The 24,512-nt window shown below is 44.8% G+C and carries 28 protein-coding genes; 19 read left to right on the top strand and 9 right to left on the bottom strand.

The genetic code is table 11. The features are described from left to right. Positions 1-119: 119 nt before the first annotated feature. From AB4375_RS09505 to AB4375_RS09495, 3 genes are all read right to left on the bottom strand, one after another. Positions 120-656, bottom strand: a complete 537-nt coding sequence (locus AB4375_RS09505; protein ID WP_198592367.1) for an MltR family transcriptional regulator — start codon at positions 654-656, stop codon at positions 120-122. A 50-nt stretch (positions 657-706) separates the two neighbouring features. Next, positions 707-1,855 carry a mannitol-1-phosphate 5-dehydrogenase gene (locus AB4375_RS09500; protein ID WP_372051436.1) on the bottom strand — a complete coding sequence of 383 codons (1,149 nt, stop codon included), beginning with the start codon at positions 1,853-1,855 and terminating at the stop codon, positions 707-709. Positions 1,856-2,038: 183 nt separating this feature from the next. Continuing rightward, positions 2,039-3,931, bottom strand: a complete 1,893-nt coding sequence (locus AB4375_RS09495; RefSeq protein ID WP_017070220.1) for a PTS mannitol transporter subunit IICBA — start codon at positions 3,929-3,931, stop codon at positions 2,039-2,041. A 571-nt stretch (positions 3,932-4,502) separates the two neighbouring features. Between AB4375_RS09495 and AB4375_RS09490 the strand changes: the two genes are divergently transcribed. Both AB4375_RS09490 and AB4375_RS09485 read left to right on the top strand, forming a co-directional pair. Next, positions 4,503-5,369, top strand: coding sequence for a hypothetical protein (locus AB4375_RS09490; protein ID WP_017070219.1), 867 nt, complete (start codon positions 4,503-4,505; stop codon positions 5,367-5,369). A gap of 291 nt (positions 5,370-5,660) precedes the next feature. Next, a complete protein-coding gene (locus AB4375_RS09485; RefSeq protein WP_102428129.1) occupies positions 5,661-6,317 on the top strand; it encodes an NAD(P)H-dependent oxidoreductase in 657 nt (218 codons plus the stop codon). A 147-nt stretch (positions 6,318-6,464) separates the two neighbouring features. Here the strand turns inward: AB4375_RS09485 and gltS are convergent, their stop codons facing one another. Beyond that, on the bottom strand, positions 6,465-7,691 hold the full coding sequence (gltS, locus tag AB4375_RS09480) for a sodium/glutamate symporter (RefSeq protein WP_017060972.1): 1,227 nt from the start codon (positions 7,689-7,691) through the stop codon (positions 6,465-6,467). A gap of 315 nt (positions 7,692-8,006) precedes the next feature. Further along, positions 8,007-8,363, bottom strand: a complete 357-nt coding sequence (locus AB4375_RS09475; RefSeq protein ID WP_017060971.1) for a YibL family ribosome-associated protein — start codon at positions 8,361-8,363, stop codon at positions 8,007-8,009. Between the two features lie 326 nt (positions 8,364-8,689). Here AB4375_RS09475 and AB4375_RS09470 point away from each other — a divergent pair, with 326 nt between their 5' ends. Continuing rightward, positions 8,690-9,487 (top strand): DUF4344 domain-containing metallopeptidase, encoded by a 798-nt coding sequence (locus tag AB4375_RS09470; protein WP_372051435.1) that lies wholly within the window; start codon positions 8,690-8,692, stop codon positions 9,485-9,487. Between the two features lie 148 nt (positions 9,488-9,635). Here the strand turns inward: AB4375_RS09470 and AB4375_RS09465 are convergent, their stop codons facing one another. Further along, positions 9,636-10,022, bottom strand: a complete 387-nt coding sequence (locus AB4375_RS09465) for a tautomerase family protein (protein WP_102320407.1) — start codon at positions 10,020-10,022, stop codon at positions 9,636-9,638. A gap of 252 nt (positions 10,023-10,274) precedes the next feature. Between AB4375_RS09465 and AB4375_RS09460 the strand changes: the two genes are divergently transcribed. The 16 genes from AB4375_RS09460 (at position 10,275) to AB4375_RS09385 (ending at position 22,919) form a co-directional block, all read left to right on the top strand. Next, positions 10,275-10,895: an LON peptidase substrate-binding domain-containing protein gene (locus AB4375_RS09460; protein ID WP_017065084.1), complete on the top strand. Its 621-nt coding sequence runs from the start codon at positions 10,275-10,277 to the stop codon at positions 10,893-10,895. A 110-nt stretch (positions 10,896-11,005) separates the two neighbouring features. Beyond that, positions 11,006-11,653 (top strand): sigma-70 family RNA polymerase sigma factor, encoded by a 648-nt coding sequence (locus AB4375_RS09455; protein WP_017060967.1) that lies wholly within the window; start codon positions 11,006-11,008, stop codon positions 11,651-11,653. Continuing rightward, complete coding sequence (locus AB4375_RS09450; protein WP_017060966.1) at positions 11,646-12,326, top strand: ChrR family anti-sigma-E factor; 681 nt, start codon at positions 11,646-11,648, stop codon at positions 12,324-12,326. Before AB4375_RS09455 ends, AB4375_RS09450 begins: the two co-directional genes overlap by 8 nt. A 174-nt stretch (positions 12,327-12,500) precedes the next feature. Next, the gene (locus AB4375_RS09445) at positions 12,501-13,448 is read left to right on the top strand and encodes a DUF523 and DUF1722 domain-containing protein (protein ID WP_017070215.1); all 948 of its coding nucleotides are present in this window, start codon (positions 12,501-12,503) and stop codon (positions 13,446-13,448) included. Next, on the top strand, positions 13,445-14,860 hold the full coding sequence (gene phrB, locus AB4375_RS09440) for a deoxyribodipyrimidine photo-lyase (protein ID WP_372051433.1): 1,416 nt from the start codon (positions 13,445-13,447) through the stop codon (positions 14,858-14,860). The genes AB4375_RS09445 and phrB overlap by 4 nt, the downstream gene beginning before the upstream one ends. 14 nt (positions 14,861-14,874) lie before the next feature. Continuing rightward, the gene (locus tag AB4375_RS09435; RefSeq protein ID WP_050647550.1) at positions 14,875-15,306 is read left to right on the top strand and encodes a nuclear transport factor 2 family protein; all 432 of its coding nucleotides are present in this window, start codon (positions 14,875-14,877) and stop codon (positions 15,304-15,306) included. Continuing rightward, complete coding sequence (locus tag AB4375_RS09430; RefSeq protein ID WP_136974016.1) at positions 15,306-16,037, top strand: SDR family NAD(P)-dependent oxidoreductase; 732 nt, start codon at positions 15,306-15,308, stop codon at positions 16,035-16,037. The genes AB4375_RS09435 and AB4375_RS09430 overlap by 1 nt, the downstream gene beginning before the upstream one ends. A gap of 2 nt (positions 16,038-16,039) precedes the next feature. Then, the gene (locus AB4375_RS09425; protein ID WP_372051432.1) at positions 16,040-17,311 is read left to right on the top strand and encodes an NAD(P)/FAD-dependent oxidoreductase; all 1,272 of its coding nucleotides are present in this window, start codon (positions 16,040-16,042) and stop codon (positions 17,309-17,311) included. Beyond that, positions 17,308-18,114, top strand: a complete 807-nt coding sequence (locus tag AB4375_RS09420) for a DUF1365 domain-containing protein (RefSeq protein WP_372051431.1) — start codon at positions 17,308-17,310, stop codon at positions 18,112-18,114. The genes AB4375_RS09425 and AB4375_RS09420 overlap by 4 nt, the downstream gene beginning before the upstream one ends. Positions 18,115-18,219: 105 nt before the next feature. Next, positions 18,220-19,500, top strand: coding sequence for a cyclopropane-fatty-acyl-phospholipid synthase family protein (locus AB4375_RS09415; RefSeq protein ID WP_017070213.1), 1,281 nt, complete (start codon positions 18,220-18,222; stop codon positions 19,498-19,500). Continuing rightward, positions 19,478-19,999, top strand: a complete 522-nt coding sequence (locus AB4375_RS09410; RefSeq protein WP_017061278.1) for a DUF2878 domain-containing protein — start codon at positions 19,478-19,480, stop codon at positions 19,997-19,999. The genes AB4375_RS09415 and AB4375_RS09410 overlap by 23 nt, the downstream gene beginning before the upstream one ends. A gap of 3 nt (positions 20,000-20,002) precedes the next feature. Further along, positions 20,003-20,578, top strand: coding sequence for a chalcone isomerase family protein (locus tag AB4375_RS09405; protein WP_372051430.1), 576 nt, complete (start codon positions 20,003-20,005; stop codon positions 20,576-20,578). Continuing rightward, positions 20,575-21,117 (top strand): DUF3833 domain-containing protein, encoded by a 543-nt coding sequence (locus tag AB4375_RS09400; RefSeq protein ID WP_372051428.1) that lies wholly within the window; start codon positions 20,575-20,577, stop codon positions 21,115-21,117. The genes AB4375_RS09405 and AB4375_RS09400 overlap by 4 nt, the downstream gene beginning before the upstream one ends. A 246-nt stretch (positions 21,118-21,363) precedes the next feature. Further along, positions 21,364-21,627 (top strand): hypothetical protein, encoded by a 264-nt coding sequence (locus AB4375_RS09395; protein WP_017061275.1) that lies wholly within the window; start codon positions 21,364-21,366, stop codon positions 21,625-21,627. A gap of 252 nt (positions 21,628-21,879) precedes the next feature. Beyond that, positions 21,880-22,548: an SDR family NAD(P)-dependent oxidoreductase gene (locus tag AB4375_RS09390; protein WP_017065090.1), complete on the top strand. Its 669-nt coding sequence runs from the start codon at positions 21,880-21,882 to the stop codon at positions 22,546-22,548. A gap of 131 nt (positions 22,549-22,679) precedes the next feature. Next, the gene (locus tag AB4375_RS09385; RefSeq protein ID WP_017061273.1) at positions 22,680-22,919 is read left to right on the top strand and encodes an RNA-binding protein; all 240 of its coding nucleotides are present in this window, start codon (positions 22,680-22,682) and stop codon (positions 22,917-22,919) included. A gap of 144 nt (positions 22,920-23,063) precedes the next feature. On the opposite strand, the gene AB4375_RS09380 is transcribed toward AB4375_RS09385, so the two are convergent. The 3 genes from AB4375_RS09380 to AB4375_RS09370 form a co-directional block, all read right to left on the bottom strand. Next, entirely contained in the window at positions 23,064-23,408 is a 345-nt protein-coding gene (locus AB4375_RS09380) for a ribosome recycling factor family protein (RefSeq protein WP_017061272.1), read from the bottom strand. A gap of 169 nt (positions 23,409-23,577) precedes the next feature. Then, positions 23,578-24,045 carry an OsmC family protein gene (locus tag AB4375_RS09375; protein ID WP_017065091.1) on the bottom strand — a complete coding sequence of 156 codons (468 nt, stop codon included), beginning with the start codon at positions 24,043-24,045 and terminating at the stop codon, positions 23,578-23,580. Positions 24,046-24,073: 28 nt separating this feature from the next. Further along, positions 24,074-24,466 (bottom strand): GFA family protein, encoded by a 393-nt coding sequence (locus AB4375_RS09370; protein ID WP_372051427.1) that lies wholly within the window; start codon positions 24,464-24,466, stop codon positions 24,074-24,076. Positions 24,467-24,512 lie beyond the last annotated feature (46 nt).

Here is a 24,512-nt window from a genome sequence, read left to right as displayed (position 1 = left end):
AACAAAGCGATTTCTCCAACGAGAGAAACCGCCATCATTTTAATCTTTGTATTGAAACGAACCAACAACTACAAGATATGTAGGGTGTGAAACAAGATAAGCAGGGCTGCAAACTAGAGCTAAGAGCTCAGCGCGTTATCTCGGCACAAGGTAGTGATAATGTCAGTGATAGCTAATACGATCGTCGACTTCACCTTTTGATTATGTCGCCCCAAGAACATTTCAAGCATTGGGCCAGACATGGTTTCCACCATCTCCGCGTCATATTCGATAGGCATAATACGCTGAATCGCGTGCACCTTGTTGAGCTCAAATATCACATCAACTTCTGTAAAGCTGGTGTCTTCACCCTGTATTTTCGCCCACTCTTTCAAGGTAACGAAAACCTCTAGATCGTCGTAGAGTTCTTTACTGATCACGCCAAGTCCGAGTAGCAACTTAGCACGAATCATGATCTCGCCTAACGGCCCACCACTGTTGAGAAGTGGCTCGACAACGAACTTAATTGCAGTGTCGTCTTTCTTAAAGATGTTTTTTAATACGGCATCTACCGTGTCGTCCAATGCATCATAAGCAGCCATTAGGCAGGCGCTAGCACTCTCAGCTTCCGAAAGGGCTTCGAGTAATTCAGTTTCATGGCTTGTTTGTATTGGCATAACGGCTCGACAATAAGAAAGTGCCACTGGTGTGGCACTTTGATGGTTTATCATTTCAATGCTAGATAAGCTTCTTCCGCTAGTTTAACAACTTCTGAGTCACTATTCAGCTCAGAATAATGCGCTAATGTCTCAGCAAAGCCTTTTTCTGCGAACATTGCTTGAAGTTCAACCGCTTGTGGGTCGTCTTCGTTCTTGTAATGGAACGCAGCAGCGATTGCTTTTACTAGGTGAGCATTCGGTAGGCCGTACTCTAATGTACCGTTTAGAGGCTTAACTAGGCGGTCTTGCGGGCTCAGTTTACGAATTGGCTGACGACCAACGCGGTCTACTTCATCACGTAGGAACGGGTTAGCAAAACGACCTAGAATCTTTTGGATGTAGGCAGCGTGTGCTTCTGGATCAAAGCCGTAACGCTTAATCAGAACCGCACCACTCTCTTCCATCGTCGCTGTTACTTCAGCGCGGATTACGTCATCTTCGATAGAGTCTTTAATAGTCTCATGACCTGCAAGCACACCAAGGTATGCCGTTACCAAGTGACCTGTGTTTAGCGTGAACAGTTTACGCTCAACGAAAGCCATTAGGTTATCAGTGCATTCCATTCCTAGGATGTTTGGAATCTCACCTTTGAATTGTGTTTGATCTACGATCCACTCGCTGAACGTTTCAACCGTTACCGCTAGAGGATCTGTTTCGCCCGCTTCTGCCGGTGGCACAATACGGTCGACCGCTGAATCAACAAAGCCAATGTGCTCTTCAGTGAAGGCTTTCATTTCATCAGAAAGGTGCTCTAACACTGCTGCTTTTAATTGGCTAGTACCGCGAACCATGTTCTCTGCCGCGATGATGTTCATTGGTGCCGTGTTGTTTGCTGCTGCACGCTTTTCAATGCCTTGAGCGATAGACTTAGAGATGATTTTAAGAACCGTAGGGCCCACTGCAGTCGTCACAAGATCAGACTCAGCAATGCAATCTACTACTGCGCTTGTCGCTGAGTTTACTGCTGTCACGTTCTTAACAACTTCGACAACACACTCTTCGCCAACAATCTTAACTGGGTATTCTTGGCGTTCAATTAACGCATTTACAACCGTTTCATTTACGTCAGCAAACGTAACCTTCATACCAGCATCAGAAAGAAGCTTACCAATGAAACCACGACCGATATTACCTGCACCAAAATGTAACGCTTTCATAATTTTGACCTTATAAATATTTGAATCTAGATAGCTAACTGCTCAACAACATGCCTTGACGATGTGCCCTAGGCATTAAGCAGTAAGCTATTCAGACTGAATCTTGTTAGAAAGATTAAGACCGAAAATGAGGCCAGTAGGGGGATACCGGCCTCCTTCACTCAGGAGCTTGACTAGAGCTTTTTAGTTTCCGTTGAGAATACGTAGAACATCAGCAGGGTTTGTTGTGTTCTGTAGGCATTCCACAGCTTCTTCATCATCGAGTGAATTGGTAATCGCCATCAGCACCATGTTGTGCTCATCGCCTTGTGCGGCAATACCGATAACCATCTTCGCGATATCATCTTCATCTTCGCCCCACTGAATACCTTCAGGGTACTGACAGAAAACGATGCCGGTTTTTTGTACGTACTGTTTCGCTTCGATTGTGCCGTGTGGTACTGCGATAGACTCACCTAGGTAAGTAGACACAAGCTCTTCACGAGCAAACATGCCATCTACGTATTCTGGTGATACGTTGCCAAGTTTTACTAATTGTTCGCCAGCAAACTTGATTGCGTCTTCTTTTTGAGTCGCTTTAAGGCCAAGGAAGATGCTGTCGTCAGTCAGTGCAAGCTTGTTGCCTTCTTGCGCTGGAGCTGCTGCTGGAGCCGGAGCTTCTACTTTCGCTTCACCACTTTGAGCATCGACAAGCTCGGCAACTAGTTGGTCGTATACGCCGCCGTCTAGGAAGTTGTTTAGAGACATATGCATCGCACCTGGCACAGTGCTACGAGCACGGTCTGTTAGGTCTTTATGCGTAATAACGATTTGCGAATCAGCCGGTAGGTTGTTGATTGCGTAGTTGGTTACTTCAATGTCTAGGCCAGCTGTTGCTACTTTCTTACGTAGTAGACCTGCACCCATTGCACTTGAACCCATACCCGCATCACACGCTACATAAACTGCTTTTACATCCGCTAGGTTTACGTTTGCTTCTGCTGCTGCACCTTTAGAAGACGCTTTCATGTCTTTCATTTGTGCAGACGCTTTTTCTAGAGAGTCTTCGTCGTCATCTTGAGCTGAAGTTTTAAGCAGAATTGAAGCCACTAAGAAAGATACTGCTGTTGCTGCGATAACTGACAATACAACACCGATGTAAGAGCCTTTTGGCGTCATCAGTAAGATTGCGAAGATAGAGCCTGGTGATGCTGGAGAGATAAGGCCAGAATCGAACATTACGTTAGTGAATACACCCGCCATACCACCTGCGATTACCGCAAGAATTAGACGTGGGTTCATTAGAACGTAAGGGAAGTAAATTTCGTGGATACCCCCTAGGAAGTGGATGATAGATGCACCAGCAGCAGATTGCTTCGCGCTACCTTTACCAAACACCATGTAAGCAAGTAGAAGACCAAAACCAGGACCTGGGTTTGCTTCGATTAGGAAGAAGATAGAGCGACCCATCTCTTCAGATTGCTGGATACCTAGTGGAGAGAAGATACCGTGGTTGATTGCGTTATTTAGGAATAGAATTTTCGCAGGTTCAACAAAAATAGATGCTAGAGGTAGTGCACCCGCTTCTACCATTGCGTTTACGCCAGCCGCAAGTCCGCCAGACAGAATCTTAACCGCAGGACCAATCACGATGAACGCGATGATCGCACAGATCATGCCGATGATACCCGCAGAGAAGTTGTTCACTAGCATTTCGAAACCACTCTTCACTTTACCGTGAACAGCTTCATCGAATTTCTTAATTGCGATACCACCTAGTGGACCTACAATCATTGCACCCATGAACATTGGGATATCAGTACCAACGATAACACCCATTGTTGTGATAGCGCCCACTACCGCACCGCGGTCACCACCAACCATTTTACCACCGGTGTAACCAATCAATAGTGGCAGTAGGTATGTAATCATAGGACCAACCATTGATGCTAACGTTTCGTTAGGCCACCAACCCGTTGGGATGAATAGTGCAGTAATGAAACCCCACGCAATAAATGCGCCGATGTTTGGCATTACCATATTGGATAAGAAACGACCAAAGTTTTGAACCTTAATCTTTGCTTCTGGTGATAACATAGGTAGAACCCCGTAATGTATTGGTTGGTCAAATGACCGAAAGTGTGTACTCAAAAGTCGATTAAAATGTATCACAACATTTCCAAAATGCACCTTAGCCCAACTTTCGTGATAGCCATCACACACGAAAAACACTTTCGGGTTAACAAGCACACCTTAGATCACAAAAACACCATGAATTTAAATTACAAAGCCACATTAATGAGAATAGATATCATCAACACACGATCTAGATCACATTTTATTTTGTAATACTTAAAAATAAATAGTGATTAAAGTCACATTTAATAAAATATAGCATCTAAGATCTATATAAGCCGTATAAAAGAACATCGTGTCACGTATATAAAATATGCACCCAGATGAGCAAAATCGCGATACATGTAATTTAATTACAGGTTGAGCTACATTTTGCTCAACATACAAAACGAGACCTAACGCTCTACTAAAAACATAGACCACTGAACTGCAGTTAGCATTGATAGATGTGATATGGTATTTACCAACGCTATCGCATCATATATATATCCAACACCCATCAGCTGATCACTCCGCTATTTGAGAAAAGACTATGTCAGACAAAATTTCCACATCCGCACTCGCTAAACAAAAAGGCATAGAAGCTAAAGCTTTATTTAGCGATCTAAAAACAGCGGGCTATATAGTGCGTTCACAAGAGCGTTGGATTCTCACAGAACGGGGAGAAAGCTTTGGTGGGGAATATGTCGAACACAAGAAGTTTGGTGTCTTTATTGTCTGGCCAGAGAAACTGCTTATCGATTTGGACTCATTCTCAGGAAAAACACTCACCGCCACCCAGCTTGGCAGTGCCTTTCAACTCAGCGCAAAGAAAATCAACTTACTGCTCAACGAGCTTGGTTGGATAACAAAAGAAGAAGACGGTTGGCATGTCACCTCTACAGGCTTAAAAGCCGGAGGTGAACAAAGAGAAGACAAAGCGACTCAAAACTTATTCGTGGTATGGCACGACTCATTGGTTCGCAATAAACGTTTAAAGCAGTCTGTTGTTGAATTCCTAGGGCATGATGCTGAAAGCCACTCGACCGATGTGTCATTCTCCAGTTTTCGTCAGAAATTTGAGGCGAAGCACCGAAGCTTAGACGGGCATTATGTTCGATCAAAGGGAGAGCTGATCATTGATAACTGGCTTTATATGGCAGGAGTGGTCCATGCGTACGAGCGTCCGCTTCCGATATCAAAAGAAGTGATCAGCGATTTTTATCTACCAAGTGGCAAAGTATACATCCAGTTCTGGGGAACTGATTCTGCGCCAATCGCCGAAAATAAACGTGAAGCTACGAGAAAAATCTATGAAGAGCATGGTTTTGGTTTAATCGAAATCACGCCAGAAGATATCCCCAACCTAGACAGCGTACTTCCGCCATTATTGCGCCAATATGGTATCAAAGCGTACTAAGCTACTGAATCTAGAGATTCCACCTCCATTAAGATCACACTTATTGAATCATTATGGACATTATTAACCATAGTGATTTGATATGTTCGCTATTTTTCCCGAGTCATTCTTCTATTATCTTACACCCATCGACTTGAGCTACCGCAGATACTCGATTTATTGGGGCATGTTCGATAACTATTTAGACGTTCAATCTATTGAGATTCGTTTAAATTGGTTATCCGTTTATTGTTGACGTAACTGAACATAAAACCATACAACATTTATTATTGATAGATATTAGGATTCAACATGACTCATCCAATCATTACTGATCTAAACACTCGTTACACAGCTAAAAAATACGATGCAGAAAAACGCATCTCTGCGGAAGACATGGAAGTAATCAAAGAAGCACTTCGCTTGTCAGCTTCTTCTATCAACTCTCAGCCTTGGAAATTCATCATCATTGAGAGTGACGCAGCAAAACAACGCTTCCACAATACTTTCGAAAACATGTTCCAGTTTAACCAACCACATGCGAAAGAAGCGTCACACACGATCCTGTTTGCTCACGATCCTAAGTACACTAAAGAGAAATTCGCGAAGCGTGCTGATACAGAAGTAAGCTCTGGTCACTTACCAGCTGAAATGTACGAGCAATTCTTAGGTGCTTACGCATTCGCAGAAATGAACACAGACGAAACAGGTTTCAACGGTAACTGGACTAAGTCTCAAGTTTACATCGCACTAGGTAACACACTGCACACACTAGCTCGTCTAGGTATCGCTTCAACACCTATGGAAGGTGTAGATGCAGCTATGATCAGCGAAGAGTTTGCTGACGAACTAGAAGGTCACGTTGTTGATGTAGCTCTAGCTATCGGCTACCACAAAGACGGCGAAGACTACAACTACGGCAAACCAAAAGCGCGCCTAACTCTTGATGAAGTCGTTACAACACTTTAGGGCGTGTTGATGTGACAGAGCCCTAACCGCAGGGGTATCAGGCAAGAAAACCTCGATAAACAAGAACAAAAAAAGCCAGTCAACAGACTGGCTTTCTTGTATTCATCTTAGTGCGATAAGCACATTGCGTTTAAGTAAAGGCGAACATTAACCGATAAACGAGATGTAACCCTGAAGGATAATCAGGTTAACGATATCGATAAAGAAGGCACCAACAATTGGCACCACCATGAACGCCTGTGGTGAAGGACCAAAACGGTTCACCAAAGAGCCCATGTTCATTACCGCTGTTGGTGTTGCACCTAGGCCGAAACCACAGTGACCACCTGCCATAACCGCTGCGTCGTAGTTAGAACCCATTACTTTGAACGTCACAAAGTAAGAGAAGATACCTAACACAACCGCCTGAACCGCCAGGATAACCAAGAACGGAATCGCAAGGTCAAATATGTTCCAAAGCTTAAGGCTCATTAGCGCCATTGCTAGGAACAGTGACAATGACACCGTACCAAGAATATCGACCGTTTCGCTGTCAGTCTTATGCAGCTTAGTCACTTCAAACACGTTAGTGATGAACACACCGATAAACAACGCGTAAACGAAGTCAGGAATCATCAACCAAGAAATTTCAAAAGTCGCCACCCACTGCTCTAGGTACTTCGCACCCGTGATACAGATAAGAAGGATGAACAACACTTCAATCACCTTCTTCGCCGTCACTTTGTCTTCTTCATACTCGTTGTAAGTAACAAGTTCAGGGAAGCGTTCATGTGTTTGCGTGCCAGTGCCGTACTCAGATTCAAGCTGGTTTTTATCAATCAGCTTTTGCGCCACTGGGCTACCGATAATACCACCGATGATCAAACCAAAGGTCGCTGAAGCCATCGCGATTTCTAGCGTATTTGCAATGCCAAACGTGTCTGCAAAAGTTTGAGACCAAGCCGCGCCTGTGCCGTGACCGCCCGAAAGGGTGATAGAGCCAGCAATCAAACCCATCAAGGGTTCAAGGCCTAGTGCCGTAGCTAAGGTTACGCCTACACCGTTTTGGATAATGATGTAAACCGACGCTACCCCTAAGAATAGGAATACCTTAGCACCACCTTTTATCAGCTGCGTGTAGTTCGCCGCAAGACCGACCGTTGCAAAGAACATCAACATAAACGTGTTCTGCAGGGGCAAGGAAAACTCAAGATCAAGGCCGTTAAAGTGCAGGGCTGTAATAGCAAAAGCGACAATCAAGCCGCCGACAATGGGCTCTGGAATGTTGTACTTTTTGAGAATCGGAAGCTTTGCATTGACGAAATGACCTAGAAACAAAACACTAATCGCGATTAGGAAGGATTCTAGTGGTCCAATTGAAATTAATTGATTCATATAACCTCTATTTTTTTACGTTCTCATCTTCCCTAATGAGTCTAGTTTTATCTGTAATTATTTGTGCTGCTCTACCTATATTTATACAAACTGGAGAGAAAGTGTGGATTCGAAAAGCGAACACATTACTGCGATCGCTTAGTACCATGTTAGTAGCACGTTAACTTTTATAGGAGATAAAAGGATTTGTGACAACAGTCACCTCCTAAAAGTTGAAAACGGCGTGAGTATCTATGCCGCTGACTCTGCTTTCTTAATACCTAAAAAAGCAAAAGGAGCTATTTCTAGCTCCTCTTTCATCACCATCGCTGGTAATTAGAATTTTTTCGGTGCGTAACCAGTCATAACCTCAATGCGAAGTTCTTTACCGATCTTCGTCATTGGGTGAACAATTACGAGTCCTTTAACAGACTTTTTAAGTTTACCCATATCCGCTTGCTCAGCCTTAGTGATCTCACGGCTAAATGGCATATCAACCAGAGACTTACGCTCTTGGTTCACATCATAGCTTTCTTTGTGTTTAAGCTGGGCAATTTTCTTAGTTAGCTTCTTAATCTCTTCCTCGAACTGACGAACAACAGGACGATCATTACGAGTTTTAGCAGCATCTAACTTGTGGCGACACTTGTCTAGACGGTTGTTAATTTGTTGAAGTTCGTTTTTAACACTCATAATAATTTCCTAAGATTAAACAAGCCAATTCGGATTGGGGCGCGGAGTATAGCACAAGGGTTGTGTTGAACCGAAATTTATCTGTTAATTACCAATAGAAACGAATCACATCGACACCGCTCATTCAGCTTACTTATTCTTTGTGGCGAATCTCTAAGCGGATTATTCATTGATAGGATAGCGCCTACTTCAAAAATTGCAGTCCTCGATGCATCAAAATTCCGTCTAAACTTATACTCTAACGCAATAACTAAATCAGGGTACACAGCTTGGAGTTGTTACCCCCAGCACGACTCTGAATCGCAACGTAATCACAAGGATAGCCGATGACATTATTGAAACGAACATTGACCTGCAGCCTAGCCCTGAGTGCAATGTTTGCCACAACTTATGCATCTAGTGAACAAGCCACCCAAAGTAACCTAATCGTCGAGTACTCTACACCGCAAAATACCGAAGAAGAGCAGCTCAAACGAGAGATTCAAAGCAGTGGCGTTAATGACACCGTGGTCGACCTATCAAACCAACTCTTCATGTTTGAGAAGCCATTAACCATTCAATATGGCGGGGAAGAAGGACCACTCTACGATCCACAAACCCATCAAGTACTGATCCCTTACAGTTTTTACGCTGAGTCACTCAATTACTTTGAGAAGAACCAATACGAAAAAGAGTATGGGAAATCTGCGCAAACCGGCGCTATTGATACCTTGCTGCACACCCTGCTACACGAGACTGGGCATGCGTATATCGAAGATAAGAACATTGCCATATTGGGTAAAGAAGAAGATGCGGTTGATAACCTAGCAACCGTGCTACTGCTTAACTACGTAGAGCATGGGGCCGACGCTGCTATCAGCGCTGCAGACATGTTCGCTTTCGAGTCAGAAGACCGCCCAGAGTATTACGACTTGGGGGAATACATCGACGAGCACAGTTTCGACCTGCAGCGTTACTTCTCCACGTTATGCTTGGTGTATGGCAGCGATCCCGATGCCTATAAGAACTTGCTCGATGAAGTGGAAAACGACTATTTGAAAGACAGAAAAGAGTTCTGCGTTGAGCACTTTGACGTGATCAATGAAAATTGGCATCAGTATTTAAAAAAGAGTGACGATGCTTAGATGCTTAAAGGTTAGTGTCGAGAACTAGGAAAACGGCTTTGGCATCAAATTCCAAAGCCGTCACTCGATAGATTGGCTTAAGTCTTACGTGTTAAGAGTTAAGAGTTAAGAGTTAAGAGTTAAGAGTTAAGAGTTAAGAGCTTAAACCCTAGACGTTCACTTTGTACTTCAGATCTTGTGCTTCATCGCCCGTCATCCCTCGAAAACCCCAACAATGTGAAGGCTGCTCTTTAATGGTGATTTCAATATCAATCGGAGAGATAGCTAACTGCTTCTCTATCTCAGAAAATATCTTCTTAATTAAGCGCTTTTTGGTGTTTACCGCTCGACCTTCCATCATATTTATCTCAATGACGGTATAGGCTTCTGTTCTTCCTTCCGGGTAAAAGAAGTCATCTCGTTCCAATGGCACAAACCGATGTGCTCGCTTGTCATCGGGTAAACCCATTTCACTGTTCAAGCACTGCTGCAACACATTAGAGAGCTGCAACTTAATTGGGTTTAAGCACTCTTTGATACCATAAATAACAATCATGACCATTCCTTTGATGCGATGTTAGGTATAGAAGAACGTCAGATAGAAGCATCGTCTGGCAACTACCCATTCGCTTACTATTTGTTCATATATTACCTAATGACGCGTATGAGAAAAGGTAAAAACAGTGAATTTATGAACAGGTGCAACAAAATATCTATCCCTTTGCGAACATAAGCCGAAGCGAATTGATCGAACACCACCCTCCCCGCGTATATCTTCTCAAATCACATTTGAACTAAGGAGTACTATGTGCCGAATTCACCTAGGAAGACCACGCGGACAGACGCCGAACCAGAAACACCCGTAGAGTCTTCTCTGGAGCTCGCTGTGTTTCCCCTCCCCATCTTCCTTTTACCGGGAGGCAGACAAAGACTGCGCATTTTTGAGCCAAAGTATCTCGCGATGGTCGCTCACGCAGCGCAGGGCGATGGTTTCATTATCGCCACTCAAGACAAATCTAACTCTGATCATCTCAGCTCTTGGGGAACAAAGGTGACCATCGTCGACTTCAATATGTCGGACGACCAGATATTAGAAATTGATGTCGAAGGCGAAAAGTTGGTGCAATTGCATGGGTCGTTTCGAGACGATGATGACCTGATTAAAAGTAAGTTCAGCTTGTTGCCTCACTGGCCTACCGATGAATATAAAGTGCCTAACGTGTTTACCGCTTTTTTGGTTCAGTTGTTTCGCGACCACGATTCGATAAGAACACTCTATCCCACTCCTGATTTTGAGAGCCCACAATGGATCTGTGCGCGATTGCTCGAAATGATGCCTATCCCACTGGAAAAGAAAACAGAATTTACTGAGCCAGCCAGTTTTCCGTCTCTAGTTCCTTTTTTAAATCAAATCATTACGGGGCAATAAGCACTTTTCTTCACTATAATTTTGTATAGTAGAAATTAATTTAAATTAAAGTGATCCCGACTTTCTCCTTTCACGTAGTGCCCATCAAATTCGCATGATGGTTAGTTACTATGCAAGTGGAAAGCAGAAGTTCAGGGAACGGCAAGGAGCATGTCATTATTCCCGATAACAAAGTACCTACAGACAACAAAGTACCGACAGAGCTCTCGAGCTGGCTGGTGTTGGTTGGTACAGACCGAGACAAGCAGGCGTTCACCTGTTTGTTCAAGTTCTTCGCTCCTAAGATCAAGCGTTTTGGTATCAGTAAGTTGGGTGGCGAAGCTGCTGCAAACGAGCTAGTTCAAGACACGATGACTAATGTTTGGAAGAAAGCACATCTCTACAATGTAGATAAAGGCGCTGCGACCACTTGGGTCTACACGGTAATGCGTAATGCAGCATTCGACATGTTGCGCAAAGTGAAAGCGAAAGCCGAACAAACGATAGCCGACGATATCTGGCCAATCGATGCGATGGTAGCCGAGTCTCAAAGCGAAGATTTGCCATTCGGTGACCATTTGATGAGCCGACACGTAATGACTCAAATAGAAAAGTTGCCTCTCGCTCAGAAAACCATCGTCAAAGGCGTTTACTTTCAAGAGCTCTCTCAAGAGCAACTCGCTCAGCAACTTGGCGTCCCACTTGGAACAGTGAAATCACGTCTGAGACTCGCTTTAGCCAAATTAAAAGTTCACATGGGGGAACAAGACCATGATTAAACATCACCCAAACGCGGCAATCTTGAAAGACTTCGTCGATGGCACGTTGGCTGATTCAGTTTCTTTGATTGTTTCTAGCCATGTAGAGCTGTGTGAACACTGCCAACAACAAGTCAAGCAGCTTACAGCTGTAGCAGCGAATAATGCTTTTGACGCAGAGCCAGTATTCTCAAATGAAGATCTAGACAGCTTCTCAATGGACGACATGGACTTTGATTTTGACGCGATAGAGCAAATCACAGCTGATACTTCTCAGTCTGTTGAAGTGACTCCAGAGGTTCAGAAAGTAACTGTTGCTGACACGACATTCACAATCCCTCGCGCTCTAAACTCAGTAGCGAGAAAGGACTGGATGAACCTAGGCAAAATTTCACGAGCAAGACTCGATTTTGCTGACGAAGCACACCACACCAGCTTGTTGCACATCGACAAAGATGGACAAGTGCCTTGCCACACCCACAAAGGCTTCGAGATCACGCTTCTTCTAGAAGGTAGTTTCGAAGACGAAATGGGCGTTTACAACAAAGGTGACTTCATCTGGTTGGATGGCAATCACACTCATCAACCTGCAACAAAAGAAGGTTGTGTCTGTTTAACCGTTTCAAGTGATGCGCTTTACTTCACAAAAGGTGTGAGCCAATTATTCAATCCACTTGGAAAATATATCTATTAACCCAGTTGCACGCTATAAATATACAGGATGGCATGAAGCTATCCTGTATATCGTCAATACATCTGAATAAAAACAACTACGGTGTCAAAGTAAAAACACACCCAGCTCTGTAAGTACGATTAGCAATGTTGAACTATAAGAAAAAGCTCAGAGCAAGAGCAAAGGAGTTGGCCAATGGAAAAGAAAATCAAAATCGGTATCAGTGCATGTGTTGCTGGACACAAAGTACGTTTCGACACAGGTCATAAACGCTCTCGTTTTTGTACAGACGACCTAGCAGACTACGTGGAATTGGAACCTGTTTGCCCAGAGATGGCTGTTGGTCTTCCAACCCCTCGTCCAACCATTCGTCAAACAAGAATGCTAGATGACATCATCCATGTTTCTCGCCCTGATGGCTCAGGTGATGTGACCAACGAACTGATCGAGTTCGGTCAAAACTACTCAAAGAAAAACCAACACATTGCTGGCTTTATTGTGTGTCAAAAAAGCCCAACCTGCGGTATGGAGCGCGTGAAGGTGTACCACCACCATGGTCGCGGCTCTGAATCGACAGGCGTAGGCATGTTCACCCAACAAATTATGGACGGTAACCCGTTACTCCCCGTTGAAGAAAACGGCCGCCTTAACGATCCCATTTTGCGTGAAAACTTCATGACTCGAGTGTTCACATACCAAAAATGGCTCGATCTTGTGGATGAAGGTGTGACCAAACACAAACTGATTCAGTTCCACAGCGCCCACAAGTACCTCGTCATGTGTCACCACGTTGAGGGTTACAAAAGCTTAGGCAAACTGCTAGCGGGTAATGACTTAGAAATCGACGAATTGGCGGCTCAATACATCGAGGGCTTGATGACAGCATTGTCACATCACGCGAATCGAGGGAGTCACGCCAATACGCTGCATCATTTGCAGGGTTACTTTAAGAAACAACTGAGTAGCGCCCACAAACAAGAGTTGACCAACCAAATTGCAGCTTTTCGAGAAGGTGTTATCCCACTGTTAGTGCCGCTGACACTGATAAATCACTACCTGATGGAATACCCGAACGAATACCTAGAATCACAGGTTTACCTAAACCCGCACCCTCAAGAGCTTAAACTGAGATACGGATATTGAGCGACATACTATGGATACGACGAGACCTGCGGATTCACGATAACCCAGCGCTCGTCTCGGCAGTTGAAAACGGCGTAACAATCGCCGTTTTCATTTCAACTCCTCAAACGTGGCAGCACCACCACCTTGCGCCAATCAAAGCTGATTTCATCTATCGTCATCTAAAACAACTCGATTCCCAGCTCGCTGAATTCGGGATAACGTTGCTTCACCTAAAAGCGACCGATTTTGACGACCAATCCAATCAACTCATCGATCTATGCCAGCAGCTTGATGCCAAGTGCGTCTACGCTAACTCTGAACCAGAGGTCGATGAACAAGCTCGCGATAAAAAGCTGATTTCAAGCGGCCTAAACCTGAAGATCAGCGATTGTGACGTTATGCTGCCACTCGGTAGCGTTCTCAACAAACAAGGCGAGATGTTCAAAGTCTTTACGCCCTTTAAGAACGCTTGGTTAAAAGAAGTTCAGGTGAAAGGCATCATCTGCAGTCCAGCTCCTGTCGAGTCAGCTGAACGTTCACAAACACAGCTTCCTGACGACTTACAAGCCTTAACCATCTCTGCTGACTATGATTTCGATTTTCCGCGTGTTGATTCGAGTCGCTGGCCATTAAGCCAAGATGTATTGGGCAATGTGATCCCCAATTTCTTAGGCAATAAAGTCAACGACTACGCACGTCTGAGAGATATTCCCTCAGTTAAAGGAACATCGGGGCTATCACCTTATTTAGCGATTGGCGCCGTGAGCCCACGTTGGTTAGCGATTCAATTGATTCAGCAGCAACCCGATCTGTTATTTGATACGCAATTACCGGCCTTTTGTTGGCTCAATGAATTGATTTGGCGAGATTTTTATAAGCATTTGATGTTCCACCACCCTAAACTGGTCAAAGGTGCTAACTTTCAGCAAAAATACAATGGTTTAGATTGGTATCACGATCATCCTAGCTTCAAAGCTTGGTGCGAAGGAAAAACAGGATATCCATTGGTTGATGCCGCAATGCGTCAACTGGTTGAAACGGGCTGGATGCACAACAGACTAAGAATGGTGGTGGCAAGCTTCCTAACCAAGCACCTGCTTATTGACTGGCGTTGGGGCGAGCGTTTCTTTATGTCGCACCTTATCGACGGAGACTTTAGCGCCAACAATGGTGGCTGGCAGTGGGCTTCAAGTACTGGCTGTGATGCTCAACCTTACTTCCGAATTTTCAATCCAATCACTCAGAGTGAAAAGTTTGATCCAAAAGGAATTTTTATTCGTAAGTACATACCAGAGCTGCAAAATATCCCAGATAAGCATGTACATTTCCCACATGACTTTATCGCTAAAAACGGAATAGACAGCGAATACTGGCAACCCATCGTTGAGCATAAAGAAGCACGATTGAGAGCCTTAGCCTTCTTCAAATAATTAGAGTGAATATTATGGATAACTCTCTATGGCTTGATAACTTTCTCAACATGTATCGAGAACTCGGAACCGACAATTTCGACGTGCTTAAGACGGTTTATCACCCTGATATTGAATTCCAAGATCCGCTGCATCATGTCAGCGGTATTTCGGCGCTTACGCACTACTTCGAGAACCTCTACACCCAAGTAACCAGCTGTTACTTTCATATCGAACACACTTTCGAAGCGAACGACGAAGCTTCCGTTTACTGGACGATGCAGTTTGCTCACAAGCAATTAAATGGGCAAAAGCCAATCGAAGTACAAGGACACAGCCATCTCAAGATGCTCGACGGTCAAGTGATTTACCACAGAGACTACCTCGACGTCGGTTCTATGTTGTATGAACACATTCCAGTACTGGGCTGCGCGATAAAATCCATCAAAAAGAGAGCGAGTCGATAATGCATATTATGATTACAGGCGCGACCTCAGGTATCGGCCAATCCCTAGCTAAAGATTACGCTCAGCAAGGGCATCAGGTGATTGCTTGTGGCCGCAATCCAGACAAACTGCAAGCCTTAGTTGATTCTCACGATACAGACATCGCGCATTCATCAATTACACCGCTCTGTTTCGATCTGACTGATTACCACAACTTTCCAGAACTCGACCAAGACAAGCCGCTCGATCTGCTGATTTTAAATGCGGGTGATTGTGAGTACATCGACGACCCAGTGAATTTTGATGCCGAGCTTTTTGAGCGCGTCATCAACATAAACCTAATTTCAATTGGCTACGCCCTTAAAGCTTGGTTAAAAAACATCAAGCCCGGCGGCCGTTTGGTTTTAGTCAGCTCCAGCGCCAGCTTTTTACCTTTGCCAAGAGCCGAGGCTTATGGCGCTTCAAAGGCAGCCCTCACCTACTTAGGCAGAACACTTTCGGTTGATCTGGCAACGCACAACATTCATGTCTCAATTGTGCACCCTGGCTTTGTTGAAACGCCATTAACCGAGCGAAATACGTTCTCTATGCCTATGATTATTAGTAGTGAGGCCGCAACTCAGCGAATCGTAAATGGTATCGCTCAAGGAAAGAGTGAAATTGATTTCCCAAGACGATTCATCATGTTGATGAAGCTACTAAGAATGCTTCCAACTCCAGTTTGGCAAAAACTCGCTTCAAGGATGGTATAACAATGAAGAAAATCGCCATTATTGGTTCAGGTATCTCTGGACTCACTTGCGCGCATATATTAGACAAGCACCACGACGTAACAGTATTCGAAAAGAACGATTACGTTGGGGGCCACACCGCGACCGTTGATATTGAACATCAAGGCTCGGCGTTTTCGATAGATACAGGTTTCATCGTATTCAACGATCGAACCTACCCGAATTTCAATCAGCTTCTAGAACAACTCGGTGTCGAAAGGCAACCGACTGAGATGAGCTTCAGCGTCCACAACACCACCACTAAGTTCGAGTACAACGGCCACAGCATTAATTCGTTGTTCGCGCAGAGGAGCAACATCTTCAAACCTCAGTTCTGGTCTTTAGTGTCTGACATTCTCAAGTTCAACAAGCTGTGTAAGGCTCAGTTTGAAAGCAATGAATTCACACCAGACGTTACCCTTGGCAGTTTCCTACGAGATAATCAATTTTCCGACTTTTTCAGCCAGCACTACATCTTACCGATGGGCGCGGCGATTTGGTCGACAAGCTTGGAAGAAATGGAAGAGTTTGAGCTCAAGTTCTTCATTCAGTTTTTCTACAACCATGGATTGCTCGATATCGCGAACCGTCCTCAGTGGTATGTGATTCCAAAGGGATCGCGTTCTTATGTTGAAATCATCCTTTCACGCCTAAGTAAGACTGTTGCACTGAATACATCGATTAAACAAGTGACTCGCCAAGAAACAGGCGTCACGATTGAATTTGAAGATGGCAGCGCACAAGGTTTCGACGAAGTAATCTTTGCTTGTCACTCAGACCAAGCCTTACGTCTGCTTGGTGATGCAACAGAACAAGAGCAACAGGTACTGGGCGAAATCCCATACAGCCGCAATGAAGTGGTTCTGCACACCGATACTCGCTTGTTACCAGACAGAAAACTGGCTTGGGCAAGCTGGAACTACATGTTGGATGGCGACAGTAAACGACCTGCTTGTGTCACGTACAACATGAACATTCTGCAAGGCATCGAAAGCCAAGACACCTTCTGTGTCACCTTGAATCAAAGCGAAGCCATCGACCCAGAAAAAATCATTCGCAGCTTTGTTTATCATCACCCGGTACTTAATTCGAACACGGTCGAAGCTCAACACAAGCGTGAGCAAATCTGTGGCAAAAACCAGACGCACTTTGCCGGTGCTTACTGGTATAACGGCTTCCATGAAGACGGTGTCCACAGTGCACTCGATGTGACCAAACGCTTCGGTTTAGATTTGAGTACGAGTTCAGCCCTATGAACAGTCAAACCCTGACACCCGAGATGGGGATCGCATCCAAAAAGAGTGAAGAGCTCAGCGGTATCTATTGGGGTAACGTCAGACATCGCCGCTTTGGCGACATCACTCATGAGTTCAGCTATCAGCTGTATATGATGGGGTTAGATCTTGATGAGCTGCCCCAAACCACAGCGCGCAGTGCGCTGTTCGGAACTCGTTGGTACAACCCGATTCGCTTTGTCGAATCGGATTATCTCGCTGAAAAAAAAGAAAATGTCACCACGGATGAACCAAAATCACTTAAGCAACGTATAGCTTCCAAAGTGCAACAACTTGGTGGGGTTTGGTCTGATTCAAACCGTGTGACGATGCTGGCTCAGTGCCGCTGTTTAGGCATCTACTTCAGCCCAATCAACTGTTTCTTCTGTTATGACGAAACTGGAGACTGTAAGTACATGTTGGCTGAGGTGAGTAACACGCCTTGGCGAGAAAGACACTACTATCTCATCGACATGCACCAAGAATTGAAGGTAAAAAAAGAGTTTCACGTTTCGCCGTTCATGGATTTGAACATGACTTATTTTTGGAAGATTAAGCCACCAGCGAAACGCACGTTAGTTCACATCGAAAGCCGCCGAAACGACAAGCTTTTCGATGCGACACTGGCTCTGACGAAGCAGTCAGTAACCAAGACAAACATTAGACGAACGGTATTCAAGATTCCGGCGATGACGATAAAAGTCGTGATGGGAATTTATTATCAGGCTCTCAAATTATTCCTGAAAAAAGTACCGTTTGTGGCGCATCCAGACTCAACGTCTTAAGCGCACATGAAAGAACTCAATTGAAGCTTGGGTTCGCTCCAATCAAGGAGCAGAACTCAGCTTAGTTGGCACAAAATATTAGAATGAGTTATCAGCGAGGTTTACATGGAACAGCTTGCCAAACAAAACAACAATATTGAACAACAAGCTAAAGCCGTTGCTGTTTCAAGCAACTGTAAATATCGAGCTTTAATCTTCAAGGTGTTAGAAAGCCTGCAATTCGCAACGCTTGAAATCATTGAGCGCGACCAGCATTCAGTATTTGGCGATCGAGAAGCTGAATTGAAAGGTCGAATCGTGATTCATGATGCGACCTTTTTTAGAGATGTGGTCATCAATGGCAGCATTGGGGCATCTGAAGCCTATATCGATGGTAAATGGACCAGCCCAAACCTCACGCGTGTGATTCAAATCATGGCTCGTAACCAAGCCCAATTGGATGAGCTTGATGACAAGACACAATGGATTTCTCGCATCAAAAACCTATTGCTGCGCCGTAAGAATGCCAACACCGAGCAAGGCTCTAAGCGCAACATTCTCGCCCACTACGATATTGGCAACGAGCTGTATGAGCGCTTCTTAGACAGCTCAATGCAGTACTCTTCCGCAATCTACAGCGAAGACGCAGAAACCTTGTCGAAGGCTCAACAAAACAAAATGAAAACCATCTGTGAGCGACTAGAACTGTCTGAGAAAGATAGCGTGGTCGAGATAGGCACAGGGTGGGGCGGCTTAGCCATCTTCATGGCGCAACACTACGGTTGCCACGTCACCACTACCACGATCTCAGATGCCCAACATGCACTAGCTGAACAGAGAGTAAAAGCGCTTGGTTTAACCGACAAAATCACCCTGCTCAAAGAGGATTATCGCAATCTCACTGGTGAGTATGACAAGTTGGTTTCGATCGAGATGATAGAGGCGGTCGGACATGAGTATCTACAAACCTTCTTTGAAAAATGTTCCTCGCTACTTAAGCCCTCAGGCAAGATGCTGATTCAAGCAATTACTATTGCTGACAGCCGTTACGACAAATACCGCAAAGGTGTCGACTTTATTCAGAAGTACATCTTCCCCGGCGGTTGCCTACCTTCTGTTTCAGTGATGACCCAACACCTTGCGACCAGCACCGACCTTGTGGTTCAAGAAATTGATGACATTGGCCTACACTACGCTCGAACGCTGAATGATTGGAACATCGCCTTTGAAAATAGTTGGGAAGAGCTAGAGTCTCTCGGCTATTCAGAAGAGTTTAAACGCTTATGGACCTTCTACTTCTGCTACTGTGAAGGCGCATTCAAAGAGCGCGTGATCAGCACTCACCATGTAGTCGCAAGAAAACCTCGTTACTTTGGAGAAAAAGATGAAGCGGTTTTGGATTATTAATCTCGTACTGTTTCAAGCGACCTGGGTTTGCAGTGCTTTCTTTACCGCGCAAGCCCCGTTCGTCACACCACTGATTGTAGTGGTTCACTTCCTTCTATCACCGACTCGCAGTAGCGATTTGAAGATACTCATTTTATTACCATTGGGGCTATTGCTTGATAGCCTCTTACTCCACTTCGGCGTGTTTGCCGTCGACTCTGAAATTGCGAATCAATCGTGGTTCCCGGTGTGGCTTGTCTGCCTGTGGATCATGTTCTTAATCAGTTTTAACCACAGCCTAAATTGGCTTTTAAAATGCTCGAAAGTGATCTTGTTTGTCATAGGGTTCGTAGCAGGTACTAGTAGTTATTGGGGAGGCATCAAAGCAGGTGCTCTTCTTACTACTTGGCCAGATGCATCGGTAGTTGCTGCCCTTGCAATAAGTTGGGGGATTTTGTTGCCCTTACTGGTGGCCGCCTACTCCAACTTAATACAACCTAAAATGGCAATAACGAGGTGACTTATGGCTTATCCACGCAACCCGACACAAACGTTCAAACCTGAGCGAGGTATTGTTCGCGCTCATCAGCAAGCAAAAAACACACTTCTAAGCTTTATTACTCTCCCATTAATCTTTACTGCGCTGTTATTTGCCGGACACGCTAGAGCCTCTGCTGTCGATGATCTGAACAAACGTGGTGAGGGTGAAATGAGTTACCTGTTTTGGACTCTCTACTCGGCAGAATTCTACGCGACTCCAACCAACTCCGAACGAGCTTTGAAGCTTGAGTATTACCGCTCTATCGATAGCAAAGACCTCGTAGACGCTACCGAAGATCAGTGGAACAAGCTTGGCTACTCTGACAGCAACATTCAACGTTGGTTGAAACCCTTGTACGCGATGTGGCCGAACGTGGAAGAAGGAAGCACACTCACGATTCGTGTCGCTGAAGATAACGTAAGTCGTTTTTATTTCGATGAACAACCGATCGGCACCATCCAAGACAAGCAATTTGGTGAAGCCTTTCTAGCGATTTGGTTGTCTGAAAACACCTCTGAACCCGGTCTTCGTAAACAACTTTTAGGTTTGAACAAATGAATCCAAAAACAACAATAATAAAATTTGCTCTGGCATTTTTTTCACTCACTTGGCTAGTGGGCTGTGGCTCTGCAAGTTTAGAAGACCATGTCGACACAACGCCAGAGCTCAAGCTTGAAACCTTTTTTAATGGCGAGCTAATGGCCTACGGCATGGTGCTAGACCGCTCTGGTAACTTACTGCGCCGCTTTGATGCCAAACTGATCGCGACTTGGGACGGTGACAACGGAGAAATAAAAGAGTGGTTCTCTTTTGCTGATGGCGAGCGCTCAACTCGCGTTTGGAATCTGATCAAAACGGGCGAAAACACCTATTCTGGGACTGCCAACGATGTCGTTGGAACCGCTTATGGTGAAACCCAAGGTTCTGCGCTGTATTGGAAATATCATCTAGAAATTGAAGTAGACGGCAGCACCTATGAAGTGGTGCTCGATGATTGGATGTTCTTAATGGACGATAAACGCTTGTTCAACAAGACTGAGATGTCTAAGTTTGGCTTTAAAGTCGGAGAGGTCATCTTATACATCGAGAAGATTTGATGTAACTGCCGTTTCTGATTCTTAGTTTTAAAACGATGACTACATCTACAGTACGTAACAAAACAGCCCACAACGAAAATTGTGGGCTGTTTTGTTTGATCCCTCGAATAGCATACCTGCATGCTCAAGCCATTGTGCTAAGATGCGCCACCAGCATACAAATGGACTAGACTGACACTAAGCAGTCCCCATTTGTTTCGCTAAGCGTAGATTCCCTACCATGAATAATTGAAAAGGCTTTAAAGCATGAGCAAGTTGACCTCAGCGGAGCGTAAAGCTCGCGACAATGAACGTTTCTCACAACGCGTAAACGACCGCAGAGAAAAAGGTGAAGACGTAGTTGCTTACGCACTGACCAACAAAAAAGCTGTAAAATTCCTGACTAAGTCAGAGAAAAAACGTTTCAACGAAACGAGAGCGACTCTGCAAGAAGAGAAGCGAGTGAAAGAACAAGAAGAGCTTAACCGAATCGAAGACGCGTTCACGATCAAACAGTTCGACGACGAATAATCACTTATGATTACTCAAAAGCGCTGGCTCTATGCCGGCGCTTTTACTTGTTAGTTCTGCTACTTTTTGGCTGTGTTATTTCTGACCAAACCAGTCGATTCTTAACGACTTTCCCCACACTCTTATTCCCCTACGGCTCAACCGATCACCCAAGCTATCAACCAGGCTATCGATCAACTTTAGCCATAGATCTCAGAAAATCTTAGCCTAGCCCCTTACTATCTCGAATCAACTCTACAAATTGAAGACAGTATGATTTTAATTACCGGATCAAGCAGCGGTTTAGGCGCAGCTCTCGCGAAACAATATGCTAACGCCGACGCTCAGCGCGTAGCCATTACAGGTCGCAATGCACAACGTTTAGCAGAAGTGGCGCAAGGCCTACCTGCGAATACCATTAGCCAAGCGTGTGATCTCTGTGACCCGCACTCAGTGAGCGAGTTATTGGATGCGTTACCTGAAATGCCGAAGCTGGTGATCCACAGCGCTGGCAGTGGGTACTTCGGTAAGATAGAACAGCAAGATCCAACCATCATCAGCGACATGCTGAAGAACAATATTGAGTCTTCGATCTTTTTGATTCGCGAGCTTGTACAGCGCTACAAAGATCAATCGGTCACCATCGCTGTGGTGATGTCGACGGCAGCACAAGGTGCTAAAGCTGAAGAGTCCACCTACTGCGCAGCAAAATGGGCCGTGAAAGGCTTTATCGAATCGGTAAGGTTAGAGCTAAAAGGTCACCCGATGAAAATCGTGGCGGTTTACCCTGGAGGAATGGCGACCGAGTTTTGGAATACAAGCGGTAAAGGCATGGATACCTCGAGCTTTATGACCGCGCAAGAAGCCGCTCAGATGCTACAACAGGCGTTGACCAGCACAGAGCATGGATTCGTGTCAGATATCACGATAAACCGCGGCTAGCAGGTAAACAGCTCGCTTAATCGGTAAATAGAGCGACACATTACCAAAGAAATGATTAGAGTAATTATTTGTGAGGGTGAGCATGAAAGTGTGCGACAATGCTCGGCGTAAATTCATATTCAAGGTTTATTATGAAACTTCTAGTTCGTAACCTATCGCGCTCTACCTCTGAGCAAGACATCCGTGTGCTATTTTCTGAGTTTGGCTCAGTAAAAGAGTGCAGCCTAGTTTTAGACCAAGAAACTGGCGACTCAAAAGGCTTCGCTTTTGTTGAAATGCCAGAGCAAGAAGAAGCTAAAGCGGCACTAAACAAGCTGAACTTGTCAAAGCTTGGCAAAAACACGATTCGTGTAAAAGTAGCGAACTCTTAATCGATTCAATGCTTCATCAGCCGCATGGCTTAGCTTAACAGCAGCACAGATGATAAAGCCCGTAACGATATGACGTTTTCCAGCGCAATATCGTTACGGGCTTTTTGCTGCTCGCAATTCTCTTTTCACACGATTTGAATACGCCTACAGACCTTCATGTTCATCAATAGCACGTCTTGCTTCGGCCATTGAACATCCAGATTCCATCACCAGCTGAGCCACAGTCATTGAAGGTGTAGCGGCCAACAGAGATGCCAAACACACCACGGGTTTAGGCAGCACTTTGTCGATTGCAATTGCTATCCAACCGTCTTTTTCATGGGTTAACATCGTTTTAAATTCAACGAGTTGATACTCTTGAGCGACCAACAGCCAATTACGCGAACGACGAACTCGTTTCAACTGACATCCACATTCCGCAGCATTCACCATCACTTGGCTTTTATCACTCACACGATGTACAAAACTATTCAATGGGACGCTAAACATAACTCTCTGCTAATCAATCTATTCCTACCATTCAAGAGCTCTCTACCTATCTCTCAAAACTTTCTAACTGTCACTCAATTAAAACCGTACGTAGGATTACACAGACACAAAAAAACCGCCAGTGATGCACTAAGCAACCTCGCGGTTTTTGGATGTTAACGTGTGTGGTTTACGCTTTAGTTTCTACCACAATGTCCGTTTTTACCGAGTTCGCGATAAAGCAGTTTTTGTGCGCCAAGTGGTGCAGTTTGTCGAGCTGCTTGGCGGTGGGCTTTTTGGTACCTAAAAACACAATTTTAGGGCGCAGAGTCACCTTAGTGACCGATGAGCGGCCAGATTCATCTTCTTCCAACACACCAATCGCATCATCGACATAGGAGTCGATCACGTACTTCTGCTTTGCGGCAATGCCCAAAAACGTCAGCATATGGCAGCTAGAAAGTGCCGCGATAAACGCTTCTTCTGGATCAACATTCGCTTCCACCGAAAACGGCAGTGGCACAACATGTGGAGAGGACGAAGCAGGCACAGTGACACCACCATCGAACTCCCACGTATGACCTCGACTGTATTGATTGTCGCTAAAGACTTCATCTTCTGCTTTTTTCCAGCGAATGATCGCTCCGTATTCAGACATAATTCCTTCCTTTTTTATGCTCAATAAATTAACGATCAGCTAGATGATTGACACCATCGTTGGTCACCACATCACCAATATCAAAAGGGTTTACCCCTTCCAAACAGCCGATGTTAAAACCGTATTCATTTGGGCTAGAACGGCGTTGATGATGGGTATAGATGCCGCAGTTTGAGCAGAAATAATGCTTTGCGGTGTTGGTATTGAATTGATAAAGCTTGAGATGCTCCGCACCTTTGAGGATCTTGATGCCGTCCAGTGCAACAGAGCCCACAATCGCTCCCCTGCGACGACAGATAGAGCAATCACAGCGGCGTGGTTTTTCTATCCCGTTAGGTAAGCTGAACTCTAGTTCAACCGCACCGCAATGGCAGGTTGCCTTGTGAAAAGGTTGGATAACCGTATCTCCGACGACTTTCATTTTTCTCTCCAATCACATCCTTATGTTGGTCGTATCATAACCAGTT

The organism is Vibrio sp. 10N.261.51.C6 (genome assembly GCF_041471785.1).
In the GTDB taxonomy this organism is placed as follows: Bacteria; Pseudomonadota; Gammaproteobacteria; order Enterobacterales; family Vibrionaceae; genus Vibrio; species Vibrio crassostreae_C.
The sequence above is the reverse complement of the archived record's forward strand: the minus strand, read 5'-3'. Positions and strand labels throughout refer to the sequence as shown.

Coding starts and splice junctions, on each gene's coding strand:
- AB4375_RS09425 (WP_372051432.1), top strand. CDS start 16,040: ATGAAGAAAATCGCCATTATTGGTTCAGGTATCTCTGGACTCACTTGC.
- AB4375_RS09475 (WP_017060971.1), bottom strand. CDS start 8,363: ATGAGTGTTAAAAACGAACTTCAACAAATTAACAACCGTCTAGACAAG.
- AB4375_RS09385 (WP_017061273.1), top strand. CDS start 22,680: ATGAAACTTCTAGTTCGTAACCTATCGCGCTCTACCTCTGAGCAAGAC.
- gltS (WP_017060972.1), bottom strand. CDS start 7,691: ATGAATCAATTAATTTCAATTGGACCACTAGAATCCTTCCTAATCGCG.
- AB4375_RS09495 (WP_017070220.1), bottom strand. CDS start 3,931: ATGTTATCACCAGAAGCAAAGATTAAGGTTCAAAACTTTGGTCGTTTC.
- AB4375_RS09500 (WP_372051436.1), bottom strand. CDS start 1,855: ATGAAAGCGTTACATTTTGGTGCAGGTAATATCGGTCGTGGTTTCATT.
- AB4375_RS09375 (WP_017065091.1), bottom strand. CDS start 24,045: ATGTCTGAATACGGAGCGATCATTCGCTGGAAAAAAGCAGAAGATGAA.
- AB4375_RS09380 (WP_017061272.1), bottom strand. CDS start 23,408: ATGTTTAGCGTCCCATTGAATAGTTTTGTACATCGTGTGAGTGATAAA.
- AB4375_RS09390 (WP_017065090.1), top strand. CDS start 21,880: ATGATTTTAATTACCGGATCAAGCAGCGGTTTAGGCGCAGCTCTCGCG.
- AB4375_RS09505 (WP_198592367.1), bottom strand. CDS start 656: ATGCCAATACAAACAAGCCATGAAACTGAATTACTCGAAGCCCTTTCG.
- AB4375_RS09420 (WP_372051431.1), top strand. CDS start 17,308: ATGAACAGTCAAACCCTGACACCCGAGATGGGGATCGCATCCAAAAAG.
- AB4375_RS09470 (WP_372051435.1), top strand. CDS start 8,690: ATGACATTATTGAAACGAACATTGACCTGCAGCCTAGCCCTGAGTGCA.
- AB4375_RS09465 (WP_102320407.1), bottom strand. CDS start 10,022: ATGATTGTTATTTATGGTATCAAAGAGTGCTTAAACCCAATTAAGTTG.
- AB4375_RS09370 (WP_372051427.1), bottom strand. CDS start 24,466: ATGAAAGTCGTCGGAGATACGGTTATCCAACCTTTTCACAAGGCAACC.
- AB4375_RS09485 (WP_102428129.1), top strand. CDS start 5,661: ATGACTCATCCAATCATTACTGATCTAAACACTCGTTACACAGCTAAA.
- AB4375_RS09395 (WP_017061275.1), top strand. CDS start 21,364: ATGAGCAAGTTGACCTCAGCGGAGCGTAAAGCTCGCGACAATGAACGT.
- AB4375_RS09445 (WP_017070215.1), top strand. CDS start 12,501: ATGGAAAAGAAAATCAAAATCGGTATCAGTGCATGTGTTGCTGGACAC.
- AB4375_RS09415 (WP_017070213.1), top strand. CDS start 18,220: ATGGAACAGCTTGCCAAACAAAACAACAATATTGAACAACAAGCTAAA.
- AB4375_RS09450 (WP_017060966.1), top strand. CDS start 11,646: ATGATTAAACATCACCCAAACGCGGCAATCTTGAAAGACTTCGTCGAT.
- AB4375_RS09435 (WP_050647550.1), top strand. CDS start 14,875: ATGGATAACTCTCTATGGCTTGATAACTTTCTCAACATGTATCGAGAA.
- AB4375_RS09400 (WP_372051428.1), top strand. CDS start 20,575: ATGAATCCAAAAACAACAATAATAAAATTTGCTCTGGCATTTTTTTCA.
- AB4375_RS09455 (WP_017060967.1), top strand. CDS start 11,006: ATGCAAGTGGAAAGCAGAAGTTCAGGGAACGGCAAGGAGCATGTCATT.
- AB4375_RS09430 (WP_136974016.1), top strand. CDS start 15,306: ATGCATATTATGATTACAGGCGCGACCTCAGGTATCGGCCAATCCCTA.
- AB4375_RS09405 (WP_372051430.1), top strand. CDS start 20,003: ATGGCTTATCCACGCAACCCGACACAAACGTTCAAACCTGAGCGAGGT.
- AB4375_RS09490 (WP_017070219.1), top strand. CDS start 4,503: ATGTCAGACAAAATTTCCACATCCGCACTCGCTAAACAAAAAGGCATA.
- AB4375_RS09410 (WP_017061278.1), top strand. CDS start 19,478: ATGAAGCGGTTTTGGATTATTAATCTCGTACTGTTTCAAGCGACCTGG.